Raw genomic sequence first — 17,101 nt, 5'->3', positions numbered from 1 at the left:
TCAGCCATTCTACGGGCGGGGGCTCAGAACACGTCGGGCGGATCGAGGCGCACGCGCAGGGAGCCGGGGTCCTTGTGCGCGCTGCGGGCCGCGATGCCGGCGCGGAGGGCGTCGGCGAGCTCGCGCGAGCGCTCGACGGGCAGGCGCAGCACGGCGCGCGAGCGGATGCGGTCGTCCTCCTCGGGGACGTCGACGGGCCCGAAGTCGTCCGTGCCGTCGGGCAGGGCGGTCTGGGCCAGGAAGGAGCGCACGGCGGGCCGGTCGCCGACGACCTCGGCGACCTTCGAGATCGGGGGGAGATCCAGGGCGCGGCGGTCCTCCATGACCCGGTCGAGGAAGACGCGCGAGCGGTGGGCGACGAGATCACGGATCGCGGGGAGCGTCGAGGTGCCGACGATCAGCACGCGCCCTCCCTCGGCCTGGGGCCGCACGAGGGCGATCGCGTTGGACCAGCGGCGCACGGCCTCGACGTCGGCGTCAAAGGCGGCGCGGGCGAGCATCGCGTCGGCGTCGAGAAGAAGGGCGGCCGCGAACCCTGCGGGCGGCGCGGGCTCGGCGCCCGGGGTCGCGACGACGATCGCCCCGTCGGGCACGTCGTCGTCGGGGACCGGGCCCTGGGCTCCGCCGGCGACGCGGAAGGGGGCGTCGGGGAAGGCCCGCCGCAGCTCCTCGGCGGTGCGGGCGGAGCCGATGACGAGGGCCCTCACCTGCGTGCGCGAGCACTCCGGGCAGCGGTAGGCGTCCTCGCGGCGCCCGCACACGGTGCACTGGAGACCGCCGCCGCGCCCGCGCAGCACGAGCGGCGCGGCGCACTGGGGACAGCGGCAGCGGGTGCCGCAGAAGGTGCAGGCGACCGCGGGGACGTAGCCGGAGCGCGGCACCTGCACGAGCACAGGACCGTGGGCCATCCCCTCGCGCAGCACGCGCATGGCCTGCTGGGGCATGCGGGAGCGGCCGCTGGGCCCCTCCCTCTCGCGCAGGTACTCGTCCATGGCCTCGATGTGCGGGCGCACCGCCGTGAGCGGCGCGGGCACGGGCGGCAGCAGGTGCAGGTAGCCGTTCTCGGCGAGGAACAGGGTCTGCGGGTCCAGGGACCGGCTGACCAGCAGCAGGGCGCAGCGCTCCTGGGCGGAGCGGGACTGCAGGATCGTGCGCAGGTGCGGGTACGGCGCACGGGGTTCGACGAGGAGGTCGTCGGCCGGATCGAGGCAGATCGCCAGGGCGAGGTCCGCGACGGGGGCGAAGGCGGCCGAGCGGTTCCCGATCACCACCCGCGAGGCGCCGCGCAGGATCCGGCGGAAGGCCCGATAGCGCTTCTCGGGGCCGTCGGCGCTCGCGAGCACCTCGTGGGCGATCCCGTGGGCATCGAGGCAGCGGTGCAGACGCTGCACATCACGCTGATCGGGCGCGATGACGAGGGCCCCGGCTCCTTCCGGAAGCGCCTGGATCGCGCGGGCGGTCAGCTCGTCCCAGGAATGGGCGGGTTCCAGGACGACGGCGGCGCGGGGCACCGGACCCTGCGGGTCGCCGGCGCGGGAGACCAGCGCGGGAAGTCCCGCGTAGGCGGTGAGGAGGTCGTCGGCGGGAGCGGCCGACGACTCCTCCCCCAGGCCGGTCTCATCGGCGGGGGCGGGATCCTCCGGGGGCGCGGGCGTCCCCGTGCTCTCCTTCTCCTCCGCCGCGCGATCGGACTTCTCGGCGCGGGCGTGCCGCGGCGGGATCGCGAGCCGCAGCACGTCCCCGACGCTCCCCGCGCTCCTCTCGGCGACCTCCTCGCACACGCGCAGCATGTCCGGGGAGATCACCACGTCCTCGGAGACGAGGCGGGCCAGGGGCGCGAGCGGCCGGTCCGTGCTCGCCCGCGCACCGCGTGCGAGCACGATGCCGTCGTGCTCCCGCCCCGAGAAGCGGACCTTCACACGCATGCCGGGGCCCGCCGCGTCCAGGGTCGCCGGCACCGCGTAGTCGAAGGGACGGTCCAGGTGGGGCAGCACGCCGATCAGCCGCACGGAGGCGACGGGATCGTGCGCGGCGACCGCGAACCCGGCCGTGGTGCGCGGTCGGGAGGTCTGCGCGGGGGCGGGATCGGCGGCGGGGGCAGGCGCCTCGAACAGACCCTCCTGCGCGTCACGGGTCACGAGGGCGTCAGCGCGAGTGGACGGCCACCAGGTCGCACACGAAGATCAGCGCCTCGCCGGGCGCGATCACGGGCGGGGCGCCGCGGTCGCCGTAGGCGAGGGAGGCGGGGATCTCGAGGCGGCGGCGACCGCCCGTGCGCATGCCCTGCACGCCCTGGTCCCAGCCGCTGATGACCTGGCCCACGCCCAGCTGGAAGCGCAGCGGCTCGCCGCGGTTCCAGGAGGCGTCGAACTCGTCGCCGGTCCCGTGGGAGACGCCCACGTAGTGCACGTCCACGACGTCGCCGGCCTTCGCCTCCGGGCCCTCGCCCTCGATCTCGTCGACGATCGTCAGCTCGGTGGGCGCCTCGGTGCCGGGGAACTCGATCTCGGGCTTGCTGCGGTCCATGGTGTCCTCCTGGTCGGTGGGAACGGCGCGATGGGGATGCGCTCGGGGTGTCGGAAGAGCGGCGCGAGGTGAGGCGCGGGCTCAGGAGTTCTTCTGCGTGGGCGCCGCGTCGAGGACGTCGATGACGAACACGAGGGTCTTGCCGGCGAGCTCGCCGCCCGACTGCTCGTCGGTGCCGTAGGCGTCCTTCGGCGGGATCACGAGCATCACCTGGCTGCCGATGGGCAGCCCGGTGAGGTGCTCGTCCCAGCCGGCGATGACGTCGCCCTGGCCCTGGGTGAAGCCGAAGGGAACCTTCCGCTCCCACGAGGAGTCGAACTGCTTGCCGTCGTCCCAGGTCCACCCGGTGTACTGCATCACCAGGTGGTCGCCCTTCCGGGTCTTGTCGCCCTCGCCCTCGATGAGCACCTCGCGGGTGGTCTTCGACGGCGGATCCCCCTCGGGCTTGCCCTCGAGGGACGGGGCGCCGTCCTTGCCGAGCTTGACGGCGGGCAGGTCGCCCGAGGGCTTCTTCTCCGTGCCCTTCGCGCGCAGCGGGGAGACGACGCGGTCGATGTCGGCCACCTGGATGAGCGAGATCATCGAGCCGCTCGCGTCCTGCTGCCAGCCGGCGAGGGCGACGCGCGAGCCCACGGTCGCTGTGACCAGGAAGTCCGCGGCCTTCTGGCCGATCTGGTCGGTGGAGACGGTGACGCTGCCGGCGGGGCCGTCCTTCCACCAGGACTGCTTGGTCTTGCCGCTGCTCGCGTCCACGTAGAGGGGGCGCCAGATGATCGTGTCGCCCTCGGCGATCTGCGCGCCCTTGCCGGCGACGATCGTGCGGGCGTCCGGCTGGTCGATGCTCAGCGGGGTCGTGAACTCGACCTTCGGCGCCTTCTTCAGGTCCTTGCTGATCGTGACGCCGTCGAGCGCGGGCGTCGCGCTGTCGGACGCGCCGCCGCCGTCCGAGGAGCCCGTGCCGTCCTGGTCGTCGGAGCAGGCGGCGAGACCGATCGCGGCGGACGCCGCGAGGGCGGAGCTGAACAGGGAGCGGCGAGAGATCACCAGGGGGGCCTTTCGTGTCGGGGAGGCCGCGGCGGCGGCCCATGCCCTCAGGGTACGGGGTCGAGGTGGGGCCGGGCTGGAAGGGGAACGGGCCGACGGGCCCGGAAGGAGGCGGCCGCGGAGGGGCTCAGGCGGGCGGTGCCGCGTCCGCGGAGCCGAGCGCCCTCACCTGGGCGATGAGCGAGTCCACCTGCTCCGACTCCGTCTGGAACGGGTCCATGACGCTCACGGGCATCGCGCCCTGGCGCACGAGCCGCATCGTGGTCCAGTCGGCGACGTGGTCCACGTGCGCCTCCTCGGCGGCCGTGACGAAGCGTCCTCGCAGATGAGCCCGGGTGCTCGCGGGTGCGGTGTCCCGTGCGGCCGCGACCGCCGCATCGGACAGCACGGCGGGCGCCTGCCCGCGGCGGCGCAGCGAGGCCGCCAGGCCCTGCTCCGGGTCGATGTCGTGATACGCGAGGTCGAGGCGCTCGATGCGCGGGTCGCCCAGGTCCAGCCCGTGGCGGGCGGCGACCTGGGTGAACAGCCTCTCCTTGACCGCCCAGTCCAGGGTCTGCGCGGCCCAGGAGCGGTCGCCGGTGAGGACGGCGTCCAGGGCGCGCTGCCAGGCCTCCAGGACGTCGAGCTCGTCCTCGCGGGCGAGAGGCGCGACGAGGTCGAGGTAGCGCTGCTGGATCTGCAGGGCGCTCGCGGTGCTGCCGCTCGCGAGCGGCAGCGGCTCGGTGCCGGGGAGGTCGCGGGCGACGACGCGGATCGCGGAGATCGTGTCCTCGAGCTCGGGGACGTCGACCGCGCGGCCGGACTCGATGAGGCGCAGGACGAGGTCGGTGGTCGCGAAGCGCAGCCACGTGGAGACCTCGGACATGGTCGAATCGCCCACGATCACGTGCAGACGGCGGAAGCGCGTGGGGTCGCCGTGCGGCTCGTCGCGGGTGTTGATCAGCGGCCGGGTGCGGGTGGTCGCCGAGGACACGGCCTCCCACATGTGGTCGCTGCGCCGGGAGAAGACGAAGCGGGAGGCGCCGTCCTCCTCGCTGACCACCCCGCCCGCACCGGTGACGATCTGGCGCGTGGCGAGGAAGGGCAGCAGGATCCGCGGCAGGCGGGTGAACTCGCCGCGACGGTCCACGAGGTAGTTCTCGTGGCTTCCGAAGGAGTTGCCCTCGTGGTCCACGTTGTTCTTGAACAGGTGGATGCGGGCGTCCTCCCCGCGCTCGGCGAGGGCCGCGTTCGCGCGGGCCATGAGGTCGGCGAGGATCCGCTCCCCCGCCTTGTCCTGCGCCACGAGCTCCCACCAGTCGTCGCACTCGGCCGTCGCGTACTCGGGATGCGAGCCGACGTCGAGGTACAGGCGGGCGGCGTTGCGCAGGAACACGTTCGAGGAGCGGCCCTGGGCGACCACGGGACGGAACAGCTCGCGCGCGGCCGCCTCCGGCTCGAGGGCGCGCGTGCCGTCGGCCCGGACGCACACGAGCCCGAACTCGGTCTCCAGTCCCCCGATGCGGCGCTCCATCAGCTCACTGACCGCCCTTCTGGACGAAGGAGCGCACGAACTCCTCGGAGTTCGACTCGAGAACGGAGTCGATCTCGTCCAGGAGGTCGTCGGCTCCCTGCGCGGAGGCGAAGACCTGGCCGCCGGCCAGGGTCTCGTCGCCGCTCTGCTCGTCGTCCGACGGGCCGGATCCGCTGAGGCTCTGCTGTGTCATCTCGTCTCCTCCGATGGGGTGTCCGCTGGGCTCGGTGCTGAGGTGGGTGGTGGGGCGGTGCGTGCTGGGCTCGCGTCCGACGGGGCGTCGGCGGCGCGCGCGAGGGCCGCGAGCACCTCGGGCAGCGGGGCAGCGGGGTCGAGCCGGCGGGCCTCGCACCAGGCGCGGGATCCGGCGCGCGGATCGGCGAGCCGCACGCGCGAGGTCGTCGCCGCGTCGCCGCCGGACACCTCGCCCGCGAGGGTGATGACGTCCCATCCCGCCGACGGCACCTGCGCCTGGTGGTGGCGCACCAGGGCGCCGCGCAGATGGGCGCGGGTGGTGGCGGGCGGGGCGAGCACGGCGTCCAGCACCTCCTGCTCGCCGACGAGAGTGCGCACGCGGCCGGCCGCCCGCAGCTTCGCGAAGAGTCCGCGCTCGGGGCGCAGGTCCGTGAACTGGAGGTCGATCGCGCGCAGGCGCGCGTCGTCCCATCCGAGTCCCCCACGGGCGCGGTAGCTCTCGAGGAGCTGGTGCTTGGCGACCCATTCGATGCGGTCCGCCGCCCGGGCGGGATCGGTCTCCAGGGCGTCCAGGAGATCGCGCCACAGGTCGAGGATCTCGGCGGTCTCGCGGTCCGCGCGGTCGGAGTGCGCCGAGATCGCCTCGAGATACGCGCGCTGGATCTGCAGCGCCGTGACCTCGTCCCCGTCCGCCGTCAGCACCGTGGTGCGCAGGGTGGGGTCGTGGCTGATGGAGCGCAGGGCCTGCACCGGATCCGCGAGCGCGATCCGGGGCAGGAACCGCTCGCCGCCCGCATGCTCGGCCTCGAGCGCCGCGAGCACGAGGCTCGTCATGCCCATCTTCAGGAAGGTGGAGACCTCGAGCAGGTTCGCGTCGCCGATGATGACGTGCAGCCGCCGATGGCGCGATGCGTCCGCATGGGGCTCGTCGCGCGTGTTGACGATCGGACGGTCCAGCGTGGTCTCGAGGCCGACCTCCTCCTCGAAGAAGTCGGCGCGCGAGGAGATCTGGAAACCCGGCTCGCTGCCGCGCGTGCCCAGGCCCACGCGTCCGGCGCCGACGAGGATCTGGCGGGTCGCGAAGAACGGCAGCAGGGCCTCGACCACGCGGTCGAAGGGCACGGACCTCTCCAGGAGGTAGTTCTCGTGGGTGCCGTAGGACGCGCCCTTGCCGTCGGTGTTGTTCTTGTACAGGGCGACGTCCGGGACGTCGTCGGCGGCGCGCAGCACGTCCATGGCGCGCTGGGCGACGACCTCCCCGGCCCGGTCCCAGACCACGGCCTCGCGCGCCGTGGTCACCTCGGGAGAGGAGTACTCGGGGTGGGCGTGATCGACGTAGAGGCGGGCGGCGTTGACGAGCACGCTGTTGCCGATCGAGCGCCGCCCCGCCCACGCGAGGACGTCGGCGTCCGATCCCTCGGGCGCGATCTCCGGGGCCGGCAGCGGCATGTCGAGGTCGATGCTGGGCAGGTGGGCGTCGTGGACCTGGTCGGTGAGCTGGCTGGGGTGCGCGGCGGCGCGGCGGATCTCGAAGCCGCGGGCGTCCTGGAGCGGTGATTCGTCGCCGTAGTCCCAGCGCACTCGCCTGCCCCGCGTTCCCTGGTCGGGGTGCAGGAGGGCGTAGGCGCCGACCACGAGGTGGCTGAGCGCGATGGAGCTCGAGGCCTCGCCGCTGCGTGCACCGAGGTCCGCATGCAGGATGCCGAACTCGGTCTCGATGCCCATCACGCGCTCGGTGACGATCGGGCGGGAGGCTCCTGTGGGATCCGTGCGCTCATGCATCGTGCGTGTCCTCCCCCGTCGGCCCGTCGGCCTCGTCCTGCGCGGCGGGCACCCCGCCCGCGCGCAGCGGCACCACGTGCTCGACGCGGCGGCCGCGGCGGCCGGAGATGCGGGCCCAGTCGTCGGGGTGGGCGCCGGAGGGGAGGTCCTCGTTCTCCGCGAACTCCTGCGCGACGGCGGCGCTCAGGTGCGCGCCGGCGATCCCGGGCACGCCCGTCTCCAGGTAGTCCTTGACGGCGTACTTCTTCGCGCGGTCCACGATGTTGCGCAGGGTCGCGCCCGAGACGAAGTCGCGGAAGTGGAGGGTCTCGGAGGTGGCGTCGGAGTACTCCAGGCGCACGAAGGCGGTGTGCTCGCCCTCGGCGTAGATCTCGGAGACCGCGAGGTCCAGCAGCTGGTCGCGGTCCTCGCGGAGCGGGACGCCGGCGTCGAGGTAGAGGCCGAGGATCTCGCGGGCGGCCGCCGCGTCCGGGCGGCGGATGCGGATCTTCACGTCCAGGCGGCCGGGGCGCAGGATGGCCGGGTCGATCATGTCCTCGCGGTTGGAGGCGCCGATGACGATGACGTTCTCGAGGGACTCGACGCCGTCGATCTCGGCGAGCAGCTGGGGCACGATCGTGGTCTCGACATCGCTCGAGAGCCCCGTGCCGCGGGTGCGGAAGAGGGACTCCATCTCGTCGAAGAAGACCACCACGGGGTGCCCGGACTCGGCGTGCTCGCGAGCCCGCTCGAAGACCAGCCGGATCGAGCGCTCGGTCTCGCCGACGTACTTGTTCAGCAGCTCCGGGCCCTTGACGTTGAGGAAGAAGGAGCGCTGCAGAGCCTCCTGGACGCTCACCCCGCGGGCCTCGGCCGAGCGCACGGCGAGCTCATGGGCGACGGCCTTGGCGATCATGGTCTTGCCGCAGCCGGGAGGGCCGTACAGGAGCACGCCCTTGGGCGGGCGCAGCCCGTACTCGCGGTAGAGGTCCTGCTGCAGGAAGGGCAGCTCGACGGCGTCGCGGATCGCCTCGATCTGCTCGCCGAGCCCGCCGATGCGGGAGAAGGACGTGTCGGGGACCTGCTCGAGGACGAGGTCGGTGATCTCGGCGCGGTCGATGCGCTCGAGCACGAGCTGGGCGCGCAGGTCCGCCAGGACATGGTCGCCCGCGTCCAGGGAGACCTCGGCGACCGCGCCGGAGCGGCGGAAGGCGCGCAGGTCGTCGGGACCCACCTGCACGAGCACGCGGCCGTCGGCGAGGGCCTCCTCGACGACGATCACGCTGCCGGTCTCCTGGGCGGGCACGACGTCGACGACGGCGAGGCCCTCGTTCAGCCGCAGCTCGGCGCCGGGCCGCAGCGCCTCGAGGTCGATCTCGGCGCTCGTGGCCACGCGCAGCCGGCGGCCGTTGTGCAGGACGTCGACGGTGGTGCCCTCGGCACGGCGCAGGAAGGTCGCGTACGAGTTCGGCGGATCGCCCACGCGCTCGAGATCGGCCTTGAGATCGATGATCTGGGCGCGCGCGGAGCGCAGGCTCGTCACCAGACGGTCGTTCTGTGCCGCGAAGCGCTCGAGCTCCTCGGTCATCTCCTGGTAGGTCTTCATCCTCACCGGTCCCTGCCCTGGCGGATGTCCCGCAGGGCTCGCTTGATCTTGCGGGGTGCGACGCCGCGCTCCCCCAGGTCCTCGCCGCCCCACTCGGTGGTGGAGCCGCCGAAGCCCTCATTGTCCGGATGGTTCACCTCGGCCTCGTCCTGCGAGCCCGGTGCAGGCCGGCGCGCGCGCCGCAGCGCCTGCGTGCCGTGCGCCGTGCGGCGCGCGGTGAGCAGGAAGCCCGTGTGGGCGTTCATGCGGTGCTCGGGACGCACGGCGAGGCCCTCGAGGTGCCAGGGCCTCACGAAGCTCTCCCAGGCGGAGGGCTCGGTGAACTCGCCGTGGTCCCGCAGCGCCTCCGCGGTGCGCGAGAGCTGGGTGACGGTCGCGACGTAGGCGAGGTACACGCCGCCGGAGACGAGGACGTCGGCCGCGGCGCCCACGCACTCCCAGGGCGCGAGCATGTCCAGGACCACGCGGTCCGCGCTCTCGCCCTCGCGGGCCATCTGCGCGGCGACGTCCTGGAAGTCCCCGATCTGCAGGTCCCAGGTCTCGGGGGTGCCGCCGAAGAAGGTCTCGACGTTCTCGCGGGCGACCTGCGCGAACTCCTCGCGGCGCTCGATCGAGCGCAGGCTCCCGTGCTCGCCGATGGCGCGCAGCAGCGCGGTGGTGAGACCGCCCGAGCCCACGCCCGCCTCGAGCACGCGCGCACCGGGGAAGATGTCCCCCCACATGAGGATCTGGGCGGAGTCCTTGGGGTAGATGATCGCGGCGCCGCGCGGCATCGAGAGCATGTAGTCCGCGTAGAGGGGTCGCAGGGCCTGGAACGGATTGCCCTGGGAGTCCTCGACGATCACGCCGTCCTCGGCGCCGATCAGATCGGCGTGGCGCAGCACGCCGCGGTGGCTGTGGAACTCGCCGCCCTCGCGCAGGGTGATCGTGTGCAGACGGTTCTTGGAGTCGGCCAGCTGGACCTTGTCGCCGAGGACGAAGGGCCCCGTGCGGTCCAGTCCCGGCCGCTCCGCCCGCGGGGCGGGCTGGGGCGACTGCGGCCTCGGGGTGCTCTGCGGAGTCTCCTGCGGAGCCCCGTGCAGGGGGGTCTCATCGGCGGCTGAGGTCATGCACACCAGTCTAGGCGTCAGCCCTGCTGGAGGGCGCGATCGATCATCGCCGTGGTGACGACGCCGACGATCTCCCGGCTGTCCTCGATCACGAGGTGCACGGCCCGGCGCTGGGCCTGCACCGCGTCCACGAGGTCCTCCCCCGAGAGATCCTCCGACAGGCGGCCGGGGGCGCCGAGCCATGTGGTCACGGCGCCCATGGGGACGGCCGCGCGCTGCGTCTCGGGCACGGAGGCCAGAGCCTCCTCGTCGAGGACGCCGACGCCGTGGGACGGGTCCAGCACGAGAAGGCGCGGGACCCTGCGGTCGGGGGCGTCCGCGGGCGCGGCTCCGCGCGGGTCCGCGGCTCCCGAGGGCAGCGAGGTCAGCGGTGCGTGTGCCTGCACGAGGGGGATGCGGACCATGAGGTCCCCCGCCCGCAGGGCGAGCACGCGCTCGCGCAGACCGGCCTCGCGCAGGGCGTCGCCGGCGCCGCGCCAGAGCATCATCCCGATCATCACGCCCCACAGCACGAGGATCAGGCTCGTGCTGCCGGGGAACCGGAGCGCTGCGAGCAGCGGACCGGCGACGACCACGACCGCGATGATCCGCCCGATCCACGCGGTGATGCGGGTCGCCGTGCGGGGGCTGCGCAGGAGCGCGCCGAGCAGGGCCTCGAGTGCCCGGCCGCCGTCCATCGGCAGCCCGGGCAGCACGTTGAACACCGCGAGCGCCCAGTTCAGGCTCGAGATCATCGTGAGCAGGTGGGAACTGCCGGCACCGGGCGCCGCGCGCTCGGCCAGAGCCGCCGCGACGGCGATGACGAGGTTCACGGCGGGACCGGCGAGGGAGATCAGGACCGAGGGCAGGGATCCCACCCGTCGGGCCCGGTAGGTGGTGTGGCCTCCCCACAGGGTGAGCGCGATGTAGTCCACGTGCGCGCCGGAGGCCCGCGCGACGAGGGCGTGGCCGATCTCGTGCAGGGCCACGGAGACGACGAGCGAGACGCCGACGGCGAGGGAGAGCAGCAGCACCGCGGCCGAGGTCATGCCGGGGAAGATGCGGAAGCCCGGGGCGACGAGCAGGGTGATCACGGCGACCATCACCAGGGTCGCGCCGGAGATCCGGATCGGCGGCAGTCCGGGCAGGCGCAGGCTGGGCGCGGGCATCGATCCTCCGGCGTGGTCGCAGGCGGGCGGCGGACGGACCGCGCGGGCGGTCGGCATCCGGGTGGCGTCGCAGGTGACGGCCACGTCACCGCACCCTACGCGGGCGACCTGGAGGGTCCTAGACTGCGGGGATGACCCGCATCGCGATCTGTGCCTTCAGCGGCTGGAACGACGCCGGCGAAGCGGCGACCGGGGCCATCGAGCACCTGCTGTCGGCCTGGCCCTCCCGCACCATCGCCCGGATCCCGGCCGAGGAGTACGTGGACTTCCAGGTGCACCGCCCCGAGCTGCGTCTGGACGCCGACGGCCGCAAGGTCCTCGACTGGCCGGACACCCGGATCGAGCTGGTGACCCCTCCCCGCGGACCCGAGCTGCTGCTCGTCCACGGCGCCGAGCCGTCCCTGCGCTGGGGCGCGTTCTGCCGTCAGGTGCTGGACCGTCTGCTGGGGGCCGACGCCACCCGGCTGATCTCCCTGGGCGCGCTCCTGGCCGACGCCCCGCACACGCGGCCGCTCCCGGTGAGCGACCAGATCGAGCCGGGGACCGCCGAGCAGGCCGACGCCGAGTCCTATGAGGGGCCGATCGGCATCCCCACGGTGCTCGCGCGCGCCGCCGTCAGCCTGGGCGTGCGGACCTCGAGCATCTGGGTGCAGGTCCCCCACTACGTCTCGCAGAACGCCTCGCCCAAGGCCGTGCTCGCCCTGGTGCGAGCGCTCCAGGACCATGTCAGCGCGCCGCTGCCGATGCAGGAGCTCGAGGAGGACGCCGAGGCCTGGGAGCGCGGGGTCGAGGAGCTCTCGCGCAACGACCCGGACATCTCCGAGTACGTCGCGCGGCTCGAGGAGGCGCAGGACGCCGAGGACCTCCCGGAGGCCTCGGGCGATGCGATCGCGAAGGAGTTCGAGCGCTTCCTGCGCCGCCGCGAGGGCGAGGACTGAGGGCCCCGGGAGCACCCGGAGGCGCGCAACCCCGCAGGATCGACCGGGATGCTCCCTCCGAGCCCTCGGCGGCAGTCAGTCCAGGACGATCCCGAAGAGCGCGTCGAGCGCCGCGGGGACGTCGGACGGCTGCTCGGAAGCCCGATCGCCCTGGTCCGCCGAGCGCGGCGGGGCGGCCTCGGCGTCGTCGGCCGGCGCGGCCAGGCGGGCATCGAGCGGGCGGCCGGCGGCCCAGTCGTCGAGCACTGCGAGCGCGGTCGGGGTGTCGAGGTCCTCGCGCAGGGCGTGGCGCAGCGCGGCGACGATCTCCGTGCGGGTCGACCCGGCCGCCCCGTCCGCCGCGGATCCGCTGCCCTCGGCGTCGCGGGCGGCGGCGGCGCGATAGGCGGCCAGGCGCTCCTCGGCCGCGGCCAGCTCGGCGTCGGTCCACTCCCAGTCGGAGCGGTAGTGGTGGGCCATGAGGACCAGGCGGATCGCCATCGGGTCCGTTCCCGCCTCGACGAGCTTGGAGACGAAGACGAGGTTTCCCAGCGACTTGCTCATCTTCTCGCCCTCGTAGGCCACCATCCCGGTGTGCGGATAGACGCCCGCGAAGGGCCGGCCGAGTGCCGTGGCGTGCGCGGCGCACATGTCGTGATGGGGGAAGACGAGATCGCGCCCTCCGGTCTGCACATCGACGGGCAGCCCCAGGGCGTCGCGGGAGATGCACACGCACTCCACGTGCCAGCCCGGGCGGCCGCGTCCCAGCTCGCCGGCGTCCCAGGCGGGCTCGCCCTCGCGCTCCGCGCGCCACAGCAGAGGGTCGAAGATGCCCCGCTTGCCGGGCCGCTCGGGGTCTCCCCCGCGGTCGGCGAAGACCTCGAGCATCTGCTCCTCGCTCCAGCCGCAGACCGCCCCGAGGGAGCCGTCCATCGCGAGGTCGAGGTACCAGTCCTCGCCCTCGGCGTCGGGGGTGGGCACCTGGTATGCGCGACCGGCACGGCGGATCTCGTCGACGAGGCCGATGATCCCGTCCATCGACTCGCTCACCGCGCGGTAGGTCTGCGGGGCGAGGATGCGCAGGTGCGCCATGTCCTCGCGGAAGAGGTCGGTCTCCCGCTGGGCGAGGTCGCGCCAGTCGATGCCGTCGCGGTCGGCGCGCTCGAGCAGCGGGTCGTCGACGTCGGTGACGTTCTGGGCGAGCTCGACCTCGAGTCCCTGATCGAGGAAGGCACGGCGCATGAGGTCGGCCGCGTGGTAGGTCGCGGCATGGCCCAGGTGGGTCGCGTCGTACGGGGTGATGCCGCAGACGTACAGGCGCGCACGCCCCGGCGTCAGCACGGGCACGGGCTCGATGCGGCCGGTGCGGGAGTCGTGCAGCCGCGGCGGGAGCCCGGAAGCGGGAAGCGGGCTGATCAGGGGCGAGTTCCAGGAGCGCACCCGATGATCATACGGACCCCGGCGGGCCGCCGGTGGGGCGGGAGGGATGGCCCACACGGCGCGTCCGAGGCCCGGGCCGCCGACGGCGGGAGCCGCCGTGCGTCAGGCGGTCGAGCCCGCGAGCGGGTCGAGCACGCCCGTGGTCAGCAGCACCAGCAGCAGCGCGCCGGCGGCGATGCGGTAGGCCACGAAGGGCAGGTAGGAGCGGTTCTCGATGAGTTTCATGAACCAGACGATGACCGCGTAGCCGATGCCGAAGGCGACCACGGTCGCGATGATGATCGCGAGCAGCGAGGGCTGCCCCGCGGCCGCCGCCGCGGCGCGGCCGTCGGCGCTCAGCAGCGGCGGCACCTCCTTGGCCGCCTTGTAGAGGCCCGAGGCGAAGACCGCGGGCACCGCGAGCAGGAAGGCGTAGCGCGCGGAGGCCTTGCGTGTGTACCCCATGGCGAGGCCCGCGGTGATGGTGCCGCCCGAGCGGGAGACGCCGGGGATCAGCGCGAGGGCCTGGGCGAGGCCGAACAGGATGCCGTCCCTCCAGCTGAGCTCGGTGAGCTGCTTGCGCTGGGGACCGAGGCGGTCCGCGGCGGCGAGGAGCACGCCGAACAGGATGAGCATCGCGGCGGTGATGTACAGGTTCCGCAGGCCGCTGTCGATCTGCTCCTCGAAGGCCAGGCCGAGCACGCCGATCGGGATCGAGCCGATGATCACCAGCCACCCCATGCGCACGTCGGGGTCGGACTGCGGGACCCTGCCGACCAGAGCCCGGAACCAGCGACCGATGATCCGCGTGATGTCCTTCCAGAAGTACAGCAGTACCGCGGTCTCGGTGCCCAGCTGCACGATCGCCGTGAAGGCCGCACCGGGGTCCTGGCCGGGCATGAGCAGCTCGCCGACCACGCGCAGATGCGCGCTCGAGGAGACGGGCAGGAACTCGGTGAGCCCCTGGACGATGCCGAGGATGATCGCATCGAGGATGGACACGCGTTCTCCTGCAGTGCTCTGGGACGGGGACCGGGCGCTCAGCGCCCCGCACACAGTACGCGGCGCCCGCCCGTGGGGCGGGCGCCGCGCGCCGTGCAGGCCGGAGGAGTAGGGAAGGTCTCCCCGTCAGCCGGTCGGGAAGGTGCTCTCAGCGCTCGAGATCCTGGGCGCCGTCGAACTCGCCCTCACCGTCGGGACCCTCCTCGTCGTCCTCGAAGCCGTCGTCGTCCAGGTCGTCGTCATCGAGGTCGTCGTAGTCGTCGTCGTCCTCGTAGTCGTCGTCCTCGTCATCGCCGTCGAAGACGATGAGCGGCGTCGCCACGTCGTAGGCGTCGAACAGGGCATCGTCGTACGCGTCGAAGGCCGTGGTCAGGCCCTCCGTCGCCGCCTCGAGGGCGGGGTCGTCGTCGCCGCGCGAGGAGGCGGCGGCCTCGTAGTGTCGTTCCAGAGCGGCGATGAGTGCGGCGAGGGCCGAACGCGGGTCCGTGTTCATGGTTGGACCGTACCCCGTCGCCGGGCAGAATGGACAGTCCCCGTCGACACCGGACGGCGTCCGGACGCGCCTCGCGCCCTGCCGCTCGGCGCCGCGCCGATCCGCTCCTGTGAGGAGAGTGCTCGTGCCCCGTCCGCAGGGTCCCCCGCCGTTCCGCCGCCTGCCCGTTGCCTCCCCGCTCGGGGGCCGCGATCTTCCCGTCGAGAAGGGCCGCTCCGCCGAGGACTACGAGTTCCAGGTCCTCGCCGTCCCGAGGGGGACCTCGATCCGCAGCGTGCGCGCGGCGCTCGCGGCCGAGTCCGAGTACGGGCGCTGGGACCACGTGCGCACTCGCCACTACTACGGCGGCGAGAAGCGGGTGTGGATGCGTCGCCGCATCATCCGCGTCTCCTCGACACTCCCTGACCCCGTGCGGTGACAGGGTCCGCGGAAGGGCCGATGGACCCTCCCCATCGGGGCGTCGTCCACAGCGCGAGGGGTCGCCGGTGCCCAGAGGCCTCGCATCTGCTGGAATGAGCGCGTGAGCCCCGTCCCCGAGATCCTCCTGGTGCCGCTGCTCGCGGTGTACCTCCCCCACGCCATCGTGCTCAGCGCGATCGACGGTGCCCAGCATCGCCTTCCCAACCGCTGGGTCGCCTCGCTCACGCTCCTGCTCGCTCTCGTCCTGGGCGTGCTCGCGCTCCTCGAACCGGCGCTGCGTCCCCTGCTCGGCACTGCCGGGGTCCTCGCGCTCGTGGTGGCCGCGGCGGGGATCGGGACCGCGCTGCTCGCCCCGCAGCTGATCGGCATGGGGGATGCGAAGACGGCACCGGCCGTCGTGCTCATGAGCACGGCGCTGGGACCCGAGGTGCTCATCGCGGGCGCTCTCGGCACCGCCCTGCTGGGCGGGGTCATCGGTGTCGGCGTGATGATCGCGACCGGCTCGGGCGGATCGCGCTTCGCCTTCGGCCCGGTGCTGCTCGCGGGTCCCTTCCTGGGGCTCCTGGGCGCGCCGCTCGTGCGGTCCGCGCTCGGGATGTGAGCCGCCGGCGAGGGTCAGGGTCAGGCGCCGCCGGGATACCCCTGCTGTCGCCACGCCTCGTAGACCGCGATCGACGCGGCGGCCGCGAGGTTGAGCGAGCGCCGGGCGGGGAGCATGGGGATGCGCACCTGGGCGGTGATGCGCGGATGGGCCAGGACCTCGTCGGGCAGGCCCGTCGGCTCAGCACCGAACAGCAGCACGTCCTCGTCGCGGTACTCGACGTCCGCGAAGGAGCGGTCGGTGTGGGAGGTGAAGGCGAAGACGCGCGACTCCGGGAGCGCCGCGAGGGCCTCCTCGATGTCCGGGTGCACGGTCGTCGTGGCGAGATCGTGGTAGTCGAGTCCCGCGCGACGCAGCTTGGAGTCCTCGAGGTCGAAGCCGAGGGGCTCGATGAGGTGCAGAGGGGCGCCGGTGACCGCGGAGAGCCGGATCGCACTGCCCGTGTTGCCCGCGATGCGCGGCTCGTGGAAGAAGACGTGGACCATGGGAAGGATCCTTCCACCCCTGCGCACCCGTCACCGACACGCGCCCGTGCAGCGAGCCGCGAGGCCTCCCACTCATGGACTTCCCAGTAAAGGATGAGTAAAGTTCTGTCCTGGTGGCGATGCCCGACGTCCACCGCAGCGCCCCGGAGAGGGGCCGGCGGACAGCAGGCACACCGAGGACCCACATGGAGGTGGACATGTCCGCGATCGCGACGACCCACGAGGGCTCGTTCCGACCCGTCGCCCCTGCCCCCGCTGAGCACGATGTGCTCGACGACGGTGCTCTGCTGCCCGGGGAGTCGACCATCGAGGCCCCTGAGCTCGCCGCGGTCCGCGAGACCCCCTCCCCGATCGTCGCCCGGCCGCGCCCCGCGCGGGCGGACGAGCTGCTGCGCCGCTGCGCGTCCCTCGCGGCTCGTGCGCGCGTCGACGCGATCACGGATCTCGAGGCGACGAGCCTGCACGAGCTGCGCGAGGTGCTGGCCGAGATCCATGTCGCCCGCGAGTCCGGGGAGGCACCTCCACGCGCTCCGCTCCCCTGCCTTGCCGCGGCGGCGCTCGAGGACCTCCGGCACCAGCTCGACCAGCAGCGCGAGGACCTGTCGGCGGCTCGGGCGCTCGGCGAGATCGACCGTGCGCTCGGCCTTCTCCAGGGCATCGGCACGACTGCCGAGTGACTCTGTTCACGAACCGGCCGAATGACCGTATGCGGAGGTGGCACGGCCCTTTCCCCGTGCTAGAGTCTCTATGTCGCCGACACGGTGACCGCCTGTCCGGGTGGCGGAATTGGTAGACGCGCTAGCTTGAGGTGCTAGTGGCCGTATTAGGTCGTGGGGGTTCAAGTCCCCCCTCGGACACCAGC

The 17,101-nt window shown here is 73.2% G+C and carries 17 protein-coding genes and 1 tRNA gene; 5 read left to right on the top strand and 13 right to left on the bottom strand.

From position 1 onward, the window contains the following. Positions 1-23 precede the first annotated feature (23 nt). From FHG10_RS08790 to FHG10_RS08750, 9 genes are all read right to left on the bottom strand, one after another. Positions 24-2,138, bottom strand: coding sequence for a primosomal protein N' family DNA-binding protein (locus FHG10_RS08790; RefSeq protein WP_152352938.1), 2,115 nt, complete (start codon positions 2,136-2,138; stop codon positions 24-26). A 7-nt stretch (positions 2,139-2,145) separates the two neighbouring features. Next, on the bottom strand, positions 2,146-2,526 hold the full coding sequence (locus FHG10_RS08785) for an FKBP-type peptidyl-prolyl cis-trans isomerase (protein ID WP_152352937.1): 381 nt from the start codon (positions 2,524-2,526) through the stop codon (positions 2,146-2,148). 81 nt (positions 2,527-2,607) lie between these two features. After that, positions 2,608-3,570, bottom strand: coding sequence for an FKBP-type peptidyl-prolyl cis-trans isomerase (locus FHG10_RS08780; RefSeq protein ID WP_152352936.1), 963 nt, complete (start codon positions 3,568-3,570; stop codon positions 2,608-2,610). A gap of 127 nt (positions 3,571-3,697) precedes the next feature. After that, positions 3,698-5,083: a Pup--protein ligase gene (gene pafA, locus FHG10_RS08775; protein WP_152352935.1), complete on the bottom strand. Its 1,386-nt coding sequence runs from the start codon at positions 5,081-5,083 to the stop codon at positions 3,698-3,700. Between the two features lie 4 nt (positions 5,084-5,087). Beyond that, positions 5,088-5,276, bottom strand: a complete 189-nt coding sequence (locus FHG10_RS08770; protein ID WP_152352934.1) for a ubiquitin-like protein Pup — start codon at positions 5,274-5,276, stop codon at positions 5,088-5,090. Continuing rightward, a complete protein-coding gene (gene dop, locus FHG10_RS08765) occupies positions 5,273-7,060 on the bottom strand; it encodes a depupylase/deamidase Dop (RefSeq protein ID WP_152352933.1) in 1,788 nt (595 codons plus the stop codon). Before dop ends, FHG10_RS08770 begins: the two co-directional genes overlap by 4 nt. Beyond that, complete coding sequence (gene arc / locus FHG10_RS08760) at positions 7,053-8,645, bottom strand: proteasome ATPase (RefSeq protein WP_152352932.1); 1,593 nt, start codon at positions 8,643-8,645, stop codon at positions 7,053-7,055. The genes dop and arc overlap by 8 nt, the downstream gene beginning before the upstream one ends. 2 nt (positions 8,646-8,647) lie before the next feature. Continuing rightward, positions 8,648-9,754, bottom strand: a complete 1,107-nt coding sequence (locus tag FHG10_RS08755) for a tRNA (adenine-N1)-methyltransferase (protein ID WP_152352931.1) — start codon at positions 9,752-9,754, stop codon at positions 8,648-8,650. Between the two features lie 17 nt (positions 9,755-9,771). After that, positions 9,772-10,902, bottom strand: a complete 1,131-nt coding sequence (locus FHG10_RS08750) for a M50 family metallopeptidase (RefSeq protein WP_152352930.1) — start codon at positions 10,900-10,902, stop codon at positions 9,772-9,774. A 131-nt stretch (positions 10,903-11,033) separates the two neighbouring features. Here FHG10_RS08750 and FHG10_RS08745 point away from each other — a divergent pair, with 131 nt between their 5' ends. Next, positions 11,034-11,840, top strand: coding sequence for a PAC2 family protein (locus tag FHG10_RS08745; protein ID WP_152352929.1), 807 nt, complete (start codon positions 11,034-11,036; stop codon positions 11,838-11,840). A 75-nt stretch (positions 11,841-11,915) separates the two neighbouring features. On the opposite strand, the gene mshC is transcribed toward FHG10_RS08745, so the two are convergent. From mshC to FHG10_RS08730, 3 genes are all read right to left on the bottom strand, one after another. Then, entirely contained in the window at positions 11,916-13,259 is a 1,344-nt protein-coding gene (gene mshC, locus FHG10_RS08740; RefSeq protein WP_152352928.1) for a cysteine--1-D-myo-inosityl 2-amino-2-deoxy-alpha-D-glucopyranoside ligase, read from the bottom strand. Between the two features lie 102 nt (positions 13,260-13,361). Continuing rightward, complete coding sequence (locus FHG10_RS08735) at positions 13,362-14,240, bottom strand: undecaprenyl-diphosphate phosphatase (RefSeq protein ID WP_152352927.1); 879 nt, start codon at positions 14,238-14,240, stop codon at positions 13,362-13,364. 148 nt (positions 14,241-14,388) lie between these two features. Further along, positions 14,389-14,733 (bottom strand): DNA primase, encoded by a 345-nt coding sequence (locus FHG10_RS08730; RefSeq protein ID WP_152352926.1) that lies wholly within the window; start codon positions 14,731-14,733, stop codon positions 14,389-14,391. Positions 14,734-14,857: 124 nt separating this feature from the next. Between FHG10_RS08730 and FHG10_RS08725 the strand changes: the two genes are divergently transcribed. Further along, entirely contained in the window at positions 14,858-15,151 is a 294-nt protein-coding gene (locus FHG10_RS08725) for a DUF5703 family protein (RefSeq protein WP_152352925.1), read from the top strand. Positions 15,152-15,253: 102 nt separating this feature from the next. After that, positions 15,254-15,754 carry a prepilin peptidase gene (locus FHG10_RS08720; RefSeq protein WP_152352924.1) on the top strand — a complete coding sequence of 167 codons (501 nt, stop codon included), beginning with the start codon at positions 15,254-15,256 and terminating at the stop codon, positions 15,752-15,754. A 20-nt stretch (positions 15,755-15,774) separates the two neighbouring features. Here the strand turns inward: FHG10_RS08720 and FHG10_RS08715 are convergent, their stop codons facing one another. Further along, the gene (locus FHG10_RS08715) at positions 15,775-16,239 is read right to left on the bottom strand and encodes a tRNA (cytidine(34)-2'-O)-methyltransferase (RefSeq protein WP_152352923.1); all 465 of its coding nucleotides are present in this window, start codon (positions 16,237-16,239) and stop codon (positions 15,775-15,777) included. Positions 16,240-16,436: 197 nt separating this feature from the next. Here FHG10_RS08715 and FHG10_RS08710 point away from each other — a divergent pair, with 197 nt between their 5' ends. Both FHG10_RS08710 and FHG10_RS08705 read left to right on the top strand, forming a co-directional pair. Continuing rightward, on the top strand, positions 16,437-16,916 hold the full coding sequence (locus tag FHG10_RS08710) for a hypothetical protein (protein WP_152352922.1): 480 nt from the start codon (positions 16,437-16,439) through the stop codon (positions 16,914-16,916). Positions 16,917-17,010: 94 nt separating this feature from the next. Further along, positions 17,011-17,099: transfer RNA gene (locus tag FHG10_RS08705), tRNA-Leu, on the top strand. The last annotated feature ends 2 nt before the right edge of the window (positions 17,100-17,101 follow it).

Origin of the sequence: Brachybacterium subflavum, assembly GCF_009299795.1 — a bacterium.
Lineage (GTDB): Bacteria > Actinomycetota > Actinomycetes > Actinomycetales > Dermabacteraceae > Brachybacterium > Brachybacterium subflavum.
Note: the sequence above shows the minus strand (reverse complement) of the source record. Positions and strands in the feature narration are given on the sequence as shown.